Genomic DNA, 16706 nt, shown 5'->3' on the forward strand with positions numbered 1-16706 from the left:
TCAAGAATCATTATGCGATTATTTAGAATTATTAACTCGAATGAAAGGTTAAGGGAACGAATCATTAGGCTTTTGTTAAAATCGAATTTATATGATTCGCTGAAGAGAATTCATGCCAAAATTAGTAAGTCAGTCTATGTTCATAAAACCCCTGAGTCTCAACCTTCATTAGCCATGAGGAAAAATGTTGTAATTGAATATAACTTGTCTGAGCAAACACAGCGGATGTTCGAAATTTTAAAAAATAATAAAGAGTAGTGATATATGCGTATTGTAATCGACATGCAGGGATTGCAGGCAAGCAACTCAAAAAGAGGGATTGGCCGATATATCTTAAACTTTGTGAAATCATTTGTTCAGCAAAATAAAGATAATAATATAATTTTGCTATGCAATGGAATGCTACAGGAGTCTGTTGGCGCTATTAAAGATGAGTTTTTCGAACACGTTGATGACATATCATTTCGTGTATGGTATTCAACACCAGGCGTTTCATATATTAATATAGAGAATAAATCTAAGATTGAAATCGCTGAAAGAATTCGTGAAAACTATATATCCAGACTCGAACCCGATTTAGTAATTTTAACTTCACTATTTGAAGGCTTAGTTGATGATGCAGTAACAAGCATCAATACCTATGAAAAGCCGGTGAAAACTGCCGTTATTCTATATGACCTCATTCCATTAATTCATGAAAATATCTATTTAGAGAATCCAGTTGTTAAAGACTGGTATCTTAAGAAAATAGTAAATCTTAAAAGAGCAGACTTTGTTCTTTCTATATCGCAGTCGTCAGGTAAGGAAGCTGTAGATTACCTACATTTTGATGCTAATAAAGTATTTAATATTTCTACTGCAGCCTCATCATTTTTTGAAAAGCATGTTTATTCAGAGGGTGATATCAATGATTGGAAAATTAAGTTTAATATAACACGGAAGTATATACTTTACACTGGCGGTATTGATTTTAGAAAAAATATTGAAAGGTTAATTGAAGCTTATGCATTGTTAAGTTTTGTTCAACGCAAAGACTATCAATTGGCAATTGTTTGCTCAATTACAGAACAAGACCTTACAAGATTGAAGAAGCTCTGCAAAAAGGTCGGTTTGAATCATGATGAGGTTATCTTCACTGGTTATATTAGTGAAGATGATTTGCTAATCTTTTATAATTTATGTGAGTTTTTTGTATTTCCTTCATGGCACGAAGGATTTGGATTACCTATTCTGGAAGCTATGCAGTGTGGAAAGGCTGTAATCGGTGGGAAATACTCTAGCATTCCAGAAGTAATAAATAATAAACAAGCATTGTTTGACCCTTATGACATTGCAGATATCTGCTCAAGTATGTCAAATTTAATTAATGACAATTGTTTTCGGGAAGAACTTGAAAAACACTCCAGTAAACAATGTGAATGTTTTTCATGGGAACAAACTGCTAATTTAGCATGGGCTGCAATTAATAATAATATCAACTCAACTAAACTGAATGCGACTGCTTTTGTCGAAAGCAATAGGACATTAAAAAAACTTGCATATTTTTCACCGCTTCCACCGATGAAAAGTGGCATCGCACATTATAGTGCAGAACTGTTAAGAGAACTGACTGCCTTTTATCATATAGATTTGATCACCATATCTGGTGAAGAAATTAATGATCCTTTTCTTCATTCAGTTTGTGGTATTCAGACTATTGAATGGTTTAAAGCGAATGCCGAAACGTATGATCGAATAGTATATCATTTTGGCAACTCGAGTTTTCACTGGCATATGTTTGAACTCTTGAGAAACTATCCTGGCGTTGTAGTATTACATGATTATTACTTATCCGGAATAGTTGCTCATATGGATCTGCATCTACATCATACAATTAATGGGTGGGAGAAGGAGTTATTCAAATCAAGTGGCTGGCCAGCTGTTTCTATGCGCTATAAATCCGAAGATACTGCTGATGTGATTTATAAATATCCATGCAATATATCAGTCCTTCAAAATAGTTTAGGTGTAATAACTCACTCGGAATACTCTAGACAATTAGCCATCAAAGAGTATGGCGCCAGCTCGTTACCAAAATGGGAGACGATACCCCTCTTACGTATTCCAGCTAAAAATTTTAGCAAAGCAGATTCGCGTAAAGTCTTAGGTCTTGATTCTGAAGCATTGATCGTCTGTAGCTTTGGACTCATGGGACCTACGAAATTAAATAAAGAACTAATTCAGGCTTGGATTGATTCCCCTCTATCAAAAGACAGTAAATGTTGTTTGGTTTTTGCAGGCGAAAAACCGGGTGATCGATATGGTACAATTATTGATAAGCTGATTAATAATTGCAAATGCAATATAAGAGTAACTGGCTGGCTAAGCAATGAAGAGTACAGCCACTGGCTGTCAGCAGCAGATATTGGGGTTCAATTAAGATCAAACTCCCGTGGTGAATCTTCTGCTGCAGTATTGGATTGCATGAATTATGGGCTTGCAACGATTGTAAATGCGAATGGGTCAATGGCCGAGCTGAAACGTGATTGTGTTGAGATGCTACCTGATTCTTTCGATAACGAGGAGCTTGTTCAAGCATTAAGCAAATTATACACTGATCCTTCTTATCGTTCGAAAATATCTAACTCTGCATTTGCTGAATTGCGAAAATATTACCATCCAAGGGTATGTGCTGAAAAATATGTGTCTGCAATTGAAGATTTCTATCGTAAGCCTTCACCACAACCACATCATATAATACATGCTGTTACTAAGTTGTTAGGAAGTAACGATAATGATTGTTTAAGTGTTTGTGAGAGCATAGCCAAGAACTTTGTGCCGACGCCAAGAAAGAAAAAATTATTTGTAGATATCTCAGAACTGATTCAAAGAGATGCAAAGAGTGGTATTCAGCGGGTTGTAAGAGAAGTTATAAGTAGTTTGCTGACTGAATCACCTAGTGATTATAATGTTGAGTTAGTCTATGCAACAAATGAATCAGAAGGTTTCTTTAATGCTAGAAAATATGGATGCAAACTTTTAAATATTCCAGCTAACTGGGCTGAAGACAACCCAATTGACTATTATGAAGGTGATGTTTTTTTAGGTCTGGATTTGCAGCCGGAAATAGTGAAGTCACAATATAAAAAGCTGAAGGAAATGCAAAATGGTGGAGTGCATATTAGCTATGTAGTATATGATTTATTGCCGGTGAATCAACCGCAACACTTTTTCCCCGGCGCTAAAGAAGCATATAACGAATGGTTTTCAAGGATTACAACATTTGATTCTGCAATTTGCATTTCTAATACAGTTGCAAATGAACTTAGAGAGTGGGTTGCAGAAAATAAACCAGATAACTTAAAACGTCTGTCTATTGATTACTTTCACCTAGGTGCTAATCCTGCTGTTAAGCCTCCAGTTCATAAAAACAATGATGATCTTTATAACGCCATTAGCAGTCTTAAAAATAAAAATACATTCCTTGTTGTTAGCACTATAGAACCACGCAAGCAACATGCAGAAATTCTGAAAGCATTTGAGCAATTATGGCTCGATAATTTAGATGTAAATTTAGTGTTTGTTGGCAAAGAAGGGTGGATGGTAGAAGGTCTTGTGAACAAGATTAAAAATCATCCTCAGCTTAATAAACGTTTTTTCTGGTTTTCAGGTATTGATGATAATCTTTTAGCTGAGATTTATGAAATGTCCACTTGTCTAATTTGTGCTAGCACTGGTGAAGGGTTTGGGTTGCCAATAATAGAAGCGGCACAACATAATTTACCTGTCATCGCCAGGGATATTCCTGTGTTCAGGGAGGTCGGCGGTGATGCAGTTTATTATTTTTCAGGGAATTCATCTCAAATTGCAGTGGCTATTAAAGAATGGATTTTGCTGAAAGAAAATCATAAAATACCAAAGATTAAAAATCTCAATTGGCTAACATGGTCACAAAGTACTAAGCAATTGATTAATGCTGTACTTAAAAATGTTCAACAGTTAAACGGTGAGTAAGAATAACATGGCTAAAAAAACTGCAATTATTACTGGCATTACTGGTCAAGATGGTGCCTACCTTGCTGAGTTGTTACTAGGAAAGGGCTACGTCGTATACGGAACTTACCGCCGTACAAGTTCTGTCAACTTCTGGCGTATCGAAGAATTAGGTATCAAAGATAATGCGAACCTCCACTTAGTTGAATACGATCTTACAGACTTGTCTGCAAGTATCCGATTGATGCAAACAACTGGTGCTACAGAAGTTTATAACCTCGCGGCGCAAAGTTTTGTAGGCGTATCATTTGACCAGCCGGTGACCACTGCTGAAATTACAGGTATTGGACCGGTCAACTTGCTCGAAGCTATTCGTATTGTAAACCCTGAGATTCGTTATTATCAGGCATCAACGTCTGAAATGTTCGGTCTCGTTCAGGCGGTACCGCAGAAAGAAGATACTCCATTTTATCCGCGCAGTCCGTATGGCGTTGCAAAACTGTATGCTCACTGGATGACCGTGAACTACCGTGAAAGCTATAATATTTTTGCATCAAGCGGGATTCTGTTTAACCACGAATCACCATTACGTGGCCAGGAATTTGTAACGCGTAAGATCACTGATTCTGTTGCTAAAATCAAACTTGGCAAACTTGATGTCCTTGAACTTGGTAATATGGACGCCAAGCGTGATTGGGGCTATGCAAAAGAATATGTCGAAGGTATGTGGCGTATTCTGCAGGCAGAAAAACCCGATACCTTTGTGCTCGCAACTAATCGTACAGAGACCGTGCGTGACTTTGTCAGCATGGCTTTCAAAGCAGCAGGATTTACGCTGCGCTTCGAGGGGAAAGACGAGCAAGAAGTGGGTATTGATGTTGCGACAGGGAAAACATTAGTTCGCGTAAATCCTAAATTCTTCCGTCCTGCTGAAGTGGATTTGCTGATTGGTAACCCTGCCCGTGCAAAAGAAATTCTGGGCTGGGAGCCAAAAACCTCGTTAGAGCAGTTATGCCAAATGATGGTTGAAGCTGATTTACGTCGTAACCAGCAAGGGTTTTCTTTCTGATGTTCGGCGCCGGCAAACATGCCCTGGTAACAGGGATTAATGGTTTTACCGGCCGCTATGTGGCAGCGGAGTTATCCGCTGCCGGATATCGGGTATTCGGTATTGGTGCAATGCCTTTTGATGGGCCTGATTATTATCAGGTTGATCTAATGGATACTGCGAAGTTGCAGGATATTGTGGAGCGCATACAACCAAACGTTGTTGTCCATTTGGCCGCTATCGCATATGTCGGGCATGGTGATGCAGATGCTTTCTACAATGTTAATTTACTTGGTACGCGTAATTTGTTGCAGGCTTTGAGTACCTGCAGCACCATCCTGGATGGTGTGCTTCTCGCCAGTAGTGCAAACATTTATGGAAATGGTACCGCAGGGCAACTGAATGAATCTGCGACAGCAAATCCAGCGAACGATTATGCCGTCAGCAAGTTAGCCATGGAATATATGTCTCGATTGTGGATGGATAAACTACCCGTATTCATTACGAGACCATTTAACTATACAGGTGTTGGTCAGGCGGAAAACTTCCTTCTGCCAAAGATAGTTAAACACTTTAAATCAAAATCACCGACGATCGAGTTAGGAAATATTGATGTTTGGCGTGATTTTACAGATGTTCGTGCATTAAGCCATGCTTATGTCAAGTTATTACAGGCGAAACCAGTTGGTGAAGTTATTAACATCTGCTCTGGCCGCACATATTCACTGAGAAAAGTTATTGAACTTTGTGAAAAAATAACCGGACACCATCTGACCATCCAGATTAATCCAGAATTTGTCCGGGCAAATGAAGTTAAGACACTTAGTGGGGATCCATCTAAATTACAATCATTTATTCCAGATTGGAATGTCCCACCACTCGAAGATACTCTGCGCTGGATGTTGGAAAACGAGTAATGAAAGTCATATTTGGAACTGATGCAATAAAATACCCATTAACAGGTATCGGTCGCTATGCATTTGAGTTGGCTAAATGTTTATCTGATGATCCAGAAATATCCGAATTACTTTTTTTAAATGGGCATCGACTTACTCAGCAAATGCCCGTGGCTAAAGAAAATAGCTCTTCAACAGAGGGGCTTAAAAGTTTAATAAAAAAGAGTCGACTGGCTTCGGAAGTATATAGGCTCACAGCTCCGTGGTTGAAGACTAATGTCTTGAGAAATCATAAGGATACGATTTATCATGGGCCGAATTTTTATCTGCCACCGAAGGTAGAGCGCTGTGTTGTCACGTTTCATGATCTTTCTGTTTTTACTTTACCGCAATGCCATCCTCCTGAGAGAGTTAGGTATATGCGTAAAGAGCTTTTACAAACGGTAAAGCGTGCATCAGTATTTATTACAGACTCTGATTTTACCAGATTGGAACTGATTAATTATTTTAATATTTCTGAAAGTAGGGTGTTTACTGCAAAGTTAGCATGTAGTGGTGAATTTAAGCCCCGCCGTGAAGAAGATATAACTCCTGTTCTCGGAAAATACGAACTTACCTTTAAAAAATATTCCCTATTTACTGGCTCGATTGAACCGAGAAAGAATATTGCGACATTGCTTGATGCTTACGAGCGTCTGCCACTCTTACTGAGAAAGCAAACCCCACTCGTAATTAGCGGGTTCAAAGGGTGGAATAGTGATACTTTGCATCGTCGATTTGAGCAAGGTGAACGAGAAGGCTGGTTACGTTATTTAGGATTTACGCCTTCAAGCGATTTGCCAGCACTGTATGCCGGCGCGGTTAGCTTCTTATTTCCATCAATTTATGAAGGGTTTGGGCTACCTGTATTAGAGGCGATGGCTTCTGGTACTCCTGTTGTATGTTCAAATAGCTCTTCACTTCCTGAAGTTGCGGGTAGCAGTGCGTTAATGTGTGATGCCATGGATGTTGAGACGCTAACGTCTTTAATTATGAAGAGTCTTACGGATACGGAATGGCAGGGTAGTGCCACTAACAGTGGGCTATCACATGTTAGCCAATTTTCATGGAAACGATGCGCAACTGAAACGGTTGCTGCATATAAACAGGTGAAGTAAGACTAATGTTGAAAGTATTGCACTTTTATAAAACATACTATCCAGATACTTTTGGTGGCATCGAGCAAGTTATCTACCAGCTAAGTGAGTCTGGGGCTGAATATGATGTTGAATCAACCGTACTTTCTCTAAGTAAACGCGGGGATATTGATAATCAAAAAATTGGTAAGCAGCGTGTCTTCTACGCAAAAACTAATTTTGAAATAGCCTCAACACCATTCTCTCTATCTTGCATTAAAAAATTTAAAGAATTAGCAAAGCAAGCAGATATTATTCATTACCATTATCCATTTCCTTTTATGGATATACTTCATTTTTTGTGTCGAATAAAAAAACCAACAGTTGTTAGCTATCATTCTGATATTGTAAAACAAAAGTTTATTTCTCGGTTATATTCACCACTAATGAATCGCTTTCTGAGCTCAGTTGATTGCATTGTTGCTGCCTCTCCAAATTATGCAAAGACTAGTACTGTATTACAGAAATTCGAATCTAAAGTAAAGGTCATCCCTTATGGATTAGATGAAAATTCTTATCCTAATGTCAGTGATGACAGAATCAATTATTGGCGTAAGAAATTCGGAGATAAATTCTTTCTATTTATTGGCGCGTTTCGCTACTATAAAGGGTTACATACCTTATTAGATGCTGTGCATTCTACAACCTTACCAGTTGTTATTGTTGGTGGCGGTGGTATTGAACAAGAGTTAAAGTTAAAAGCTAAAGAGCTTAACTTATCAAATATTCACTTTGTTGGCGTATTAAATGACGAAGACAAAACTGCATTGCTACAACTTTGCTATTCGGTTGTTTTTCCATCTCATTTACGTTCAGAAGCATTTGGTATCACTTTGCTCGAGGGTGCAATGCATGGGAAACCTTTAATTTCTTGTGAAATAGGCACTGGCACAACTTACATCAATATACATGGTGAGACCGGATTAGTTATTCCACCTGATGATTCATGTTCTCTCAGAGAAGCCATGGAGATGTTATATTATGATCAACAACTGGCAAATAATTGTGGGTTAAAGGCATATTCACGGTTCAATGACATATTCACTTCCGAAAAAATGTCGCATAATTATGCAGACCTATATAAGTCGCTGATTGTTAAGGTAAAATAACGATTAACCATTAAATGGTTATGCTTGAATAGAGTTAAAAATGTCAAGAAAAATTAATTATATAGTATTCTTTATTTTATCCCTTGCACTACTTGCAGTAAGTTTAATAAGTAAACCACAACGAAATGGCGATGGTCATGAGTATTCACTTATAGCTAAATCATTTGTTAACCATTTTTCTCCTGATATAACTGCAAATGATGTAACAGATAGAATGAATGATGTTGGTAAATATAAGTCGTCAGATTATAGTTTGCCATATTTAGAAAATATAAAAAATGGTATTCTGGCTAATGAAAAAAATGCAGCTAATATAGGTATTTTTAAAAGCGATGATGGTTCTTATTATGGGTATCATTTTTGGTTTTACCCGCTTTTAACGGCGATCGCTGAGAAAATATTATCTATTTTTAATATAAATCCTCTTAAATCTTTTCAATTAATTAATGCGATTTTTTTAGTGTTTGCATTATATCTAATGGCAATAAGAGACAAGAAGGATGGTATTGCGCAATTTTTGTTTTTGGCTGGTGGTGTGCTATTTTATTTGAAATGGAGCCATCCGGAGGTAATGATCTATACCTTCGTTTTTCTTGCGTTTTATAATTTGATTACTGACAGACCATTACGTGCTGTGGCCTTTATATCTTTTGCATCAATTCAAGTAGTATCGCTCTCTCTTTTATTCATTCTGATTCCTATATATATAGCAAGATTAGAAAAAATAACATTATAGCCACTTCTTTTTATTTATTGAAGCGTTGGCAAGTATGGTTATATGGTGTTATTTCAATAAGTTCTATAATATTTTATTATGCAGAATTCGGAAAGTTTAGCCTAATTGGAAGCCAAGCTAGTAATATTTCAAATATCAACTTTCATCATTTCATATCTTACTATTTTGATCTGGACCAGGGACTTTGGGTTGGTGCGCCATGGGTGGTTTTGTTTATTTTGTTTTTGAAAAAAAAGAATGATCATAAGTTGTTGAATGATCTAATATTCTCATTGGCCTTTTCAATTTTGATTTGCATCCCGTTGATGGCTAATAATGCTATTAATTCAGGTCAGAGTATTTTTCAAAGATATGCTTTGTATTCAATCGCACCAATTGTAGCATGGTGTTGCGTCTATTCTTCAACTGTGCTTGATAGTATAAATAAAAAGACTATTTTGTTTCTCGCTGCGACTTTATACATCTTATTTTGTCGAGGGCATACGAATGAAATAAACACGATAGCTCATAAGCCATGGACTTCATACCTGTTGGAAAATTACCCTCATCTCTATGAACCAGAACCAGATATTTTCATTGTTAGAACTTTTCCCATGGATCAGTGGATGAGTGGGATGAAAGACTCCTATGCTTATAAAAATAGTAATGGTGTTGTTACAAAAATAATTTACCGTGAGACAGACAATAAGCTATTTAGTGATTCATGTAATGGGGAGTATAAGGATTTAAAAACACATAAACCTATCGATCTCAGTACTTCTTCATTTCCAAGATATGGGTGGCGTTACATTACTGGGGAAATGTATTGTGACGGATTTATCCCCTATGATGGACTGAAATACTCTGCATCTAAACCCAACACAATTGATTTTAAAAAAGCTGGTTTTCCAAGTTTTGTTGCAGGTGTTGCAGGTATTGGTCAATATGAGGGATGGGGCCGCTGGAGTGAAGGAAATGATGTTAAATTCTTCCTGGACGTAGAGCTAAATAAGAGTGTGACCTTCTATGTAGAACTTACTACTTTTGGACCAAATATGGATAAGCCACTGCTAATGACAGTTAATAATGTTTCCAGAACTCTGCTTCCACAAGAAGGGAAAAAAAATCAATACGTTGCAAAATTTGAATTTCCTGAGGTAGTGAAAAACCCCGAGATCACTATTAAAGTACCTTCACCTGCATCACCTGCCCAACTAGGTCTGAGTAATGATACAAGGGAGATTGGTCTGGGATTAATAAAAATGCATTGGGAATGATTTATTGATAAAACAGTAAGTACTATTTTGGTTATTTCATTTATTGAAATGACCAAAATATTTTCGTATTAGATGGTTGTTTATTTACTGGTGGGAATAAATGAGTCAAATACTTCACATCATTGCTATGATGTCTGATTTTGTCTTTGACCAACCGAGAATTTCATATGTCAGCGATGTATCAAGTAGAATATCTTTATTAGCTATCCCAAATTGTTTAGGATAAAGTAGTGTAAGGCCTAGTTACTTTCTATGCTGAGCTTATCTCCTTTGGGCCTAATGCATGTGAACCTATTGTTTTAACTATAAATAGTGAGTCCCATGCAATGGAGTCGGTTGAAGGTAATGTAAATAGAACCATTTTAGTTCCATGCATTTTTTGAGATCCTGGCCAAATTGGCCCTGGCCCAAATTCAGTGTAGTGCTAAATCAGAGATCTTCGTCTTTCCGGAGACTTCGGATGAATTCAGCCGGAGTCATGTCATTTAATGATGAATGCGTTCTCTCATGATTATATTCCCCGCGCCAGTTGTCGAGTTTGTCCTGCGCATCTTCCAGCGAGAGGAACCAGTAAATGTTCAGGCATTCATCCCGCAGACTGCCGTTAAATGATGCAATAAACGGGTTATCCTTTGGTTTTCCGGGGCGGGAGAAGTCCATTGTGACACCGTGCTCATACGCCCATTTATCCAGACATTTCGAAATAAACTCGCTGCCGTTATCTGTCTGAATACGTACCGGCAGGCGCTTGCTCAGCGCCCGGAAACGTCGTCCGTTAAACAGGTTATCCGACACGAAATCCATACTCCAGCACTGATCGACACCGGTCAGGACAGGACGTTGCTGACGATGTGCTGCACTGACATGCCTGCGCGGGCGTTTTCTCCGCAAGTTCAGTCCTTCCAGACAATAGATCCTGTGTGTTTTCTTGTGGTTAAGCCGCAGCCTCCCCGTCGTAACTGAATATGAATACGCGGGCAACCGTAGCGGACCCGGGTTACCGCTATTTCCCTGATACGCAGGGTTATCGCCCGATCATCCCGCCGGCTCAGCCAGTGGTAAACGGTTCTGCTCTGCATCAGCAGCCCGCATCCCCGTCAGACACTGATACGGTAAGCCTCCTGCAGAAAATGCACCGCCTGACGCTTCTGAGCCGACCTCAGAACTTTTGCTTCAGTACCTCCTGCAGCATCTCCTTGTCCAGACTCGGGTCAGCCACCAGTTTCTTCAGCCGCTGATTTTCATCCTCCAGTTGCCGCAGACGCCGCAGTTACGTTACGCCCAGACCGGCAAATTTCTTCTTCCAGTTGTAAAAAGCGGCCTCAGAAATGCCCATCTTTCGGCAGACTTCCCCGACGTGGGTGCCGGTTTCGGCCTGTTTCAGCGCAAACGCGATCTGTTCTTCGGTATAACGGGTCTTTTTCATGGCGATGTGCCTCTCTTTGAGATGGAAGAAAGACCAGAGACTTCAGTTTAGCCTGGCACTGTTTACAGGGAGGAGATCAGTTCTCGGATATCGATATTGACAACTTCTTGTCCTTTATCAAGTAACTGTTTAGTTAAAACACTTCCTGTAAAACCGCTTCCGCCAGTGATTATATGACGCATTATGCACTCCTAGAGATAAATACAATTCCGACGCAAATAAGAGACAAGCCAATGAGTCTCATTGTATTTATGTCTTCTTTCAGGAAAAAATAGCCAATTGCAGCAGTGATAATAAAACCAACTGATGAAAGTGGATAAGCCAAGCTTACCTCTACTTTTCCCAGTACAGTCATCCATAAGCCAATACTTATCACATAGCACAACATACCAGCAATAAACCAAGGATTCAGGATTAATTGAATTGCAAATCCTAAATAGCCTGCAATAGCATCAGGAAGAGGTGCTAATGTGAGCATTGTTTTCCGCATTGCAACCTGTGCAAGGGCATTTAGAGATACGCTTGTTAACGCTAGTAATAGAACAATCAAACTCATTTTTCACCACGACTTATAGGTAACTTGCGATCATAAAACCAGCAGTAGCTACAAAACCTAAACAAATACTCGTCCTATCCTTGATCGCGAAAACCACGGGATCATCCGTTAATACTTTCCTATGGCTAAGAAACCATATTCTCATTACCCAAAGAAATACGCATATTGGTTCAAGCAATAGCCATTCAGGAGCACTATAATTTATCTGCACCATTGCTTCCTGAGTCAGGAAAAGCAGCATGATTAAAATTGAACAGATCGCGCTACTTACACCAAAGGCTAAGGTTAATGGCCAGTCTTGATGAGTGTAACCGCGACCACCAATTTTGTTAGTCATTGTTTGATCAGATTTGAGAATCTCAACATGCCGTTTTGCCAGAGCCAGCGAGAAAAATAGCAAGGCAGAGAATGAATTCAACCATGGAGATAGGGGAAGATCATTCAACACCGACCCCATGATTATTCTTAATGTAAAAAGAGCGCCGATGATTGAAACATCTAACATTGGAACTCTTTTTAGTTTGAATGAGTAGCAAAGCGTTAACATTACATAAATTAAAATACAGTATGTTAAACCTATTGATAAATTTATTGATATTATTCCGCCGATTAAGAATAGTATCAACGCACCAATGAGCCCTTGAAATGTGGAAATATTACCAGATGCAAGAGGTCTGTTTCTTTTTGTCTTATGTCGACGATCGGCTTCAAGGTCTGCAAGATCGTTAATAATATAGGTTGCGGAGGCAATTAAACCAAATGCGACAAATGCCAATGTAGTTTTTGCAATAACGTTCGCATCATTTGCGATATGTGCCAGAAATATAGGGATAAAAATCAGTATATTTTTAGCCCACTGATGTAATCTCAGTTGTTTTATCCATTGTTTGAAAATACTTACCTTGGCATCTTCAAAAGCAAGACATGGGATTTCACTTTTTATATCTTTCTTAAACGCATTCCCATTTCCTACAAGAATAACACCTTTAGACTCGTTCCAGATTGTAATATCAGCTTTATGGTCACCTGCATAAATAAAACCCTGCGGGAATCTATCTTTTAGCCATGCTAATTTATTGACTCCTTTTAAATTTAATTGGTTATCAGAACCTTTTACACCATCAAAGATCCCCAGATACTCATTTATAGAGTCTGCAATATTTTGGTTAGAGGCTGTGACAAGATGGATTTCTCTCCCTTTGCGTTTTTCTGTTTTTAAATAATCTATTAGATTATGTCTGTAACAGAATGAGTCTGCATTTTGCGTTACAGTTTCTGTAACAAAGCGTTTAAAAGATGTTTTTCCATCAAATAAGGCCGTAGTTAATCCAAATATTTTAATTGGTTTTTTGAATAATATTGACACAATACCTTCATGTAGTGTGTCAGTTTTAGACAGAGTGCCGTCTAAATCGACAACAAGAGGCACATTTATGTCGATAGCATCAAATGGCTTGGTGGACATTTACATTCCTTGGCTAAGCAGAATCTACATCGATTCTCAATCGAGAGGTATCGAAAACATTATTAACTGATTATTTTATACAAACTTAGTTATATTTTAAAGAAAAAGATAGTCCCTGAGCCAGATTTTACCCAACTGTGCTTGTTGAGATCAGGTTATGGCTTCGATGCAGGGTTTTGCGATAGTATGTTAGAAATTATGCGAGTAATGCATCTGCTCGTTAGATCACCTGACAGGAGTACATAATGTCTAAGCAACAAATCGGCGTCGTTGGTATGGCTGTGATGGGGCGCAACCTGGCGCTCAACATCGAAAGCCGTGGTTACACCGTGTCCGTTTTCAACCGCTCACGTGAAAAAACGGAAGAGGTTATCGCCGAGAATCCGGGGAAAAAACTGGTTCCATACTATACGGTAAAAGAGTTTGTTGAATCCCTTGAAACACCTCGTCGTATCCTGTTAATGGTGAAAGCGGGTGCTGGCACTGATGCTGCTATCGACTCCCTGAAACCTTATCTGGATAAAGGTGACATCATCATTGATGGCGGTAATACGTTCTTCCAGGACACTATCCGTCGTAACCGTGAGCTCTCCGCTGAAGGTTTTAACTTCATCGGAACCGGCGTCTCTGGTGGTGAAGAAGGTGCGCTGAAAGGCCCATCCATCATGCCGGGTGGCCAGAAAGAAGCTTATGAACTGGTAGCGCCAATCCTGACTAAAATCGCAGCGGTTGCTGAAGATGGTGAGCCGTGTGTGACGTATATTGGTGCCGACGGTGCAGGCCACTACGTGAAGATGGTGCACAACGGCATTGAATATGGTGACATGCAGCTGATTGCCGAAGCCTATTCATTGTTGAAAGGGGGTCTGAACCTGAGCAATGAAGAACTGGCCAGCACCTTTACCGAGTGGAATAACGGTGAGCTGAGCAGCTATCTGATCGACATCACCAAAGATATCTTCACCAAAAAAGATGAAGATGGTAAATATCTGGTGGATTTCATTCTGGATGAAGCGGCGAACAAAGGTACCGGTAAATGGACCAGTCAAAGCTCTCTGGATCTTGGTGAACCGCTGTCTCTGATCACTGAATCTGTGTTTGCACGTTACATCTCTTCGCTGAAAGATCAGCGTGTCGCTGCCTCTAAAGTCCTGTCTGGACCTAAAGCTCAGCTTGCGGGTGATAAGGCAGGATTTATTGAGAAAGTACGTCGTGCACTGTACCTCGGTAAGATCGTTTCTTATGCTCAGGGCTTCTCACAGCTGCGTGCCGCATCGGACGAGCATAACTGGGATCTGAATTACGGCGAGATTGCAAAAATCTTCCGTGCGGGCTGTATTATTCGCGCGCAATTCCTGCAGAAAATCACCGATGCCTACGCTAAAAATCCGGGTATCGCGAACCTGTTGCTCGACCCGTACTTCAAGAACATTGCCGATGAATACCAACAGGCACTGCGTGATGTTGTAGCGTATGCTGTGCAGAATGGTATCCCGGTACCGACATTCTCTGCTGCTGTCGCTTATTACGACAGTTATCGTGCAGAAGTATTGCCCGCTAACCTGATTCAGGCTCAGCGTGATTACTTCGGTGCGCATACCTACAAACGTACTGATAAAGAAGGTGTTTTCCATACCGAATGGATGGAATAAGTCTTCTGATAGTCACTGGCCCGGTTCTCTAACCGGGCTTTTTTTTATCTTAAATCTGATTGATTTGCGTTGATTGCTTAATCTTTACTTAATATTTCTGGCGTACCCTGATAAAGAAAATCTGAATTGTTTTAACCTTCGTTGACACAATATTCAACAAAACGTTAAAACATTATTCTCTTATCAGGATGTCCAACATCATGATTAAATATTAAGTTAATACTGAGAGCATGAAATGAAAATTACCATTTCTGGTACCGGATATGTTGGCCTGTCAAATGGTCTTCTTATCGCCCAACATCATCAGGTCATTGCTCTGGACATTGTCCCTTCACGTGTCGAGATGCTAAATAATCGGATGTCTCCGATAGTCGATAAAGAAATTGAACAGTATCTACAATCAAGCAATATAAATTTTAAAGCCACGCTGGACAAGTACGACGCCTATCAGAATGCAGATTTTGTTATTATTGCAACGCCTACAGATTATGACCCGAAAACAAATTATTTTGATACCTCCAGCGTTGAATCAGTTATCAGAGATGTGATTGCAATAAATCCTGATGCACTCATGGTGATTAAATCAACAGTACCTGTTGGTTTTACGCAGACTATGCGACAGAAATTTAACTCGGATAATATTATCTTTTCTCCTGAGTTCCTGCGCGAAGGGAAGGCACTGTATGATAACTTATACCCTTCACGAATTGTCATCGGCGAACGATCTGCTCGTGCTGAGCGTTTTGCTGCCTTATTACAGGAAGGGGCGATAAAGCAGGATATCCCGGTGCTGTTCACTGATTCTACTGAAGCTGAAGCCATTAAGCTTTTTGCAAATACTTATCTGGCAATGCGTGTTGCTTATTTTAACGAACTTGATAGCTATGCAGAAAGCCTGGGGCTTAATGCACGACAGATCATCGAAGGGGTTTGTCTGGACCCGCGTATTGGTAACCATTACAACAATCCTTCATTCGGTTATGGTGGATATTGTCTGCCAAAAGACACGAAGCAATTACTTGCCAACTATCAATCTGTACCTAATAATATTATTTCAGCCATCGTTGATGCTAACCGCACACGAAAAGATTTTATTGCTGATGCCATTCTTTCGCGTAAACCCAAAGTTGTCGGTATCTATCGCCTGATTATGAAAAGCGGCTCAGATAATTTCAGGGCATCGTCTATTCAGGGCATCATGAAACGCATTAAAGCGAAAGGTATCCCGGTCATAATTTATGAACCGGTAATAGCAGAAGAGAGTTTCTTCCATTCACGGGTTGAGCGTGATCTGGCTAAATTTAAACGTGAGGCCGATGTGATTATCTCTAACCGCATGGCAGAAGAACTGCAGGATGTCGCTGATAAAGTGTATACCCGCGATTTATTCGGTAACGATTAAACGCTCGGCGAAA

Annotated in this window: 12 protein-coding genes and 1 pseudogene; 9 read left to right on the forward strand and 4 right to left on the reverse strand. The window is 39.4% G+C overall.

All coding sequences use genetic code 11. From position 1 onward, the window contains the following. Nucleotides 1-264: 264 nt before the first annotated feature. The 7 genes from EHN13_RS14315 to EHN13_RS14345 are packed head-to-tail and all read left to right on the forward strand — an operon-like array spanning nt 265 to nt 10192. Nucleotides 265-3993, forward strand: a complete 3729-nt coding sequence (locus tag EHN13_RS14315) for a glycosyltransferase (protein WP_124021622.1) — start codon at nt 265-267, stop codon at nt 3991-3993. Between the two features lie 7 nt (nt 3994-4000). Then, nucleotides 4001-5041: a GDP-mannose 4,6-dehydratase gene (gene gmd, locus EHN13_RS14320; RefSeq protein WP_101741464.1), complete on the forward strand. Its 1041-nt coding sequence runs from the start codon at nt 4001-4003 to the stop codon at nt 5039-5041. Then, on the forward strand, nt 5041-5937 hold the full coding sequence (locus EHN13_RS14325; protein ID WP_124021623.1) for a GDP-mannose 4,6-dehydratase: 897 nt from the start codon (nt 5041-5043) through the stop codon (nt 5935-5937). Before gmd ends, EHN13_RS14325 begins: the two co-directional genes overlap by 1 nt. Continuing rightward, nucleotides 5937-7073, forward strand: coding sequence for a glycosyltransferase family 4 protein (locus EHN13_RS14330; RefSeq protein WP_124021624.1), 1137 nt, complete (start codon nt 5937-5939; stop codon nt 7071-7073). Before EHN13_RS14325 ends, EHN13_RS14330 begins: the two co-directional genes overlap by 1 nt. A gap of 5 nt (nt 7074-7078) precedes the next feature. Then, nucleotides 7079-8200: a glycosyltransferase family 4 protein gene (locus EHN13_RS14335; RefSeq protein ID WP_124021625.1), complete on the forward strand. Its 1122-nt coding sequence runs from the start codon at nt 7079-7081 to the stop codon at nt 8198-8200. A 40-nt stretch (nt 8201-8240) separates the two neighbouring features. Further along, a complete protein-coding gene (locus EHN13_RS14340) occupies nt 8241-8936 on the forward strand; it encodes a hypothetical protein (protein WP_124021626.1) in 696 nt (231 codons plus the stop codon). Between the two features lie 17 nt (nt 8937-8953). Next, on the forward strand, nt 8954-10192 hold the full coding sequence (locus EHN13_RS14345) for a DUF7024 domain-containing protein (protein WP_124021627.1): 1239 nt from the start codon (nt 8954-8956) through the stop codon (nt 10190-10192). Nucleotides 10193-10621: 429 nt separating this feature from the next. On the opposite strand, the pseudogene EHN13_RS14350 reads toward EHN13_RS14345, so the two are convergent. The 4 genes and pseudogenes from EHN13_RS14350 to EHN13_RS14365 form a co-directional block, all read right to left on the reverse strand. After that, nucleotides 10622-11618: pseudogene (locus EHN13_RS14350) on the reverse strand (integrase core domain-containing protein). 62 nt (nt 11619-11680) lie between these two features. Further along, a complete protein-coding gene (locus tag EHN13_RS14355) occupies nt 11681-11800 on the reverse strand; it encodes a GDP-mannose 4,6-dehydratase (RefSeq protein WP_124021628.1) in 120 nt (39 codons plus the stop codon). Beyond that, nucleotides 11800-12174 (reverse strand): SMR family transporter, encoded by a 375-nt coding sequence (locus EHN13_RS14360; protein ID WP_124021629.1) that lies wholly within the window; start codon nt 12172-12174, stop codon nt 11800-11802. The genes EHN13_RS14355 and EHN13_RS14360 overlap by 1 nt, the downstream gene beginning before the upstream one ends. Before the next feature lie 13 nt (nt 12175-12187). Beyond that, nucleotides 12188-13639, reverse strand: a complete 1452-nt coding sequence (locus EHN13_RS14365) for a UbiA family prenyltransferase (RefSeq protein WP_124021630.1) — start codon at nt 13637-13639, stop codon at nt 12188-12190. A 245-nt stretch (nt 13640-13884) separates the two neighbouring features. Between EHN13_RS14365 and gndA the strand changes: the two genes are divergently transcribed. Continuing rightward, nucleotides 13885-15291 carry an NADP-dependent phosphogluconate dehydrogenase gene (gndA, locus tag EHN13_RS14370; RefSeq protein ID WP_101741457.1) on the forward strand — a complete coding sequence of 469 codons (1407 nt, stop codon included), beginning with the start codon at nt 13885-13887 and terminating at the stop codon, nt 15289-15291. 235 nt (nt 15292-15526) lie between these two features. Then, entirely contained in the window at nt 15527-16693 is a 1167-nt protein-coding gene (ugd, locus tag EHN13_RS14375; protein WP_124021631.1) for a UDP-glucose 6-dehydrogenase, read from the forward strand. Nucleotides 16694-16706: the final 13 nt, after the last annotated feature.

The organism is Citrobacter youngae (assembly GCF_003818115.1).
In the GTDB taxonomy this organism is placed as follows: domain Bacteria; phylum Pseudomonadota; class Gammaproteobacteria; order Enterobacterales; family Enterobacteriaceae; genus Citrobacter; species Citrobacter youngae.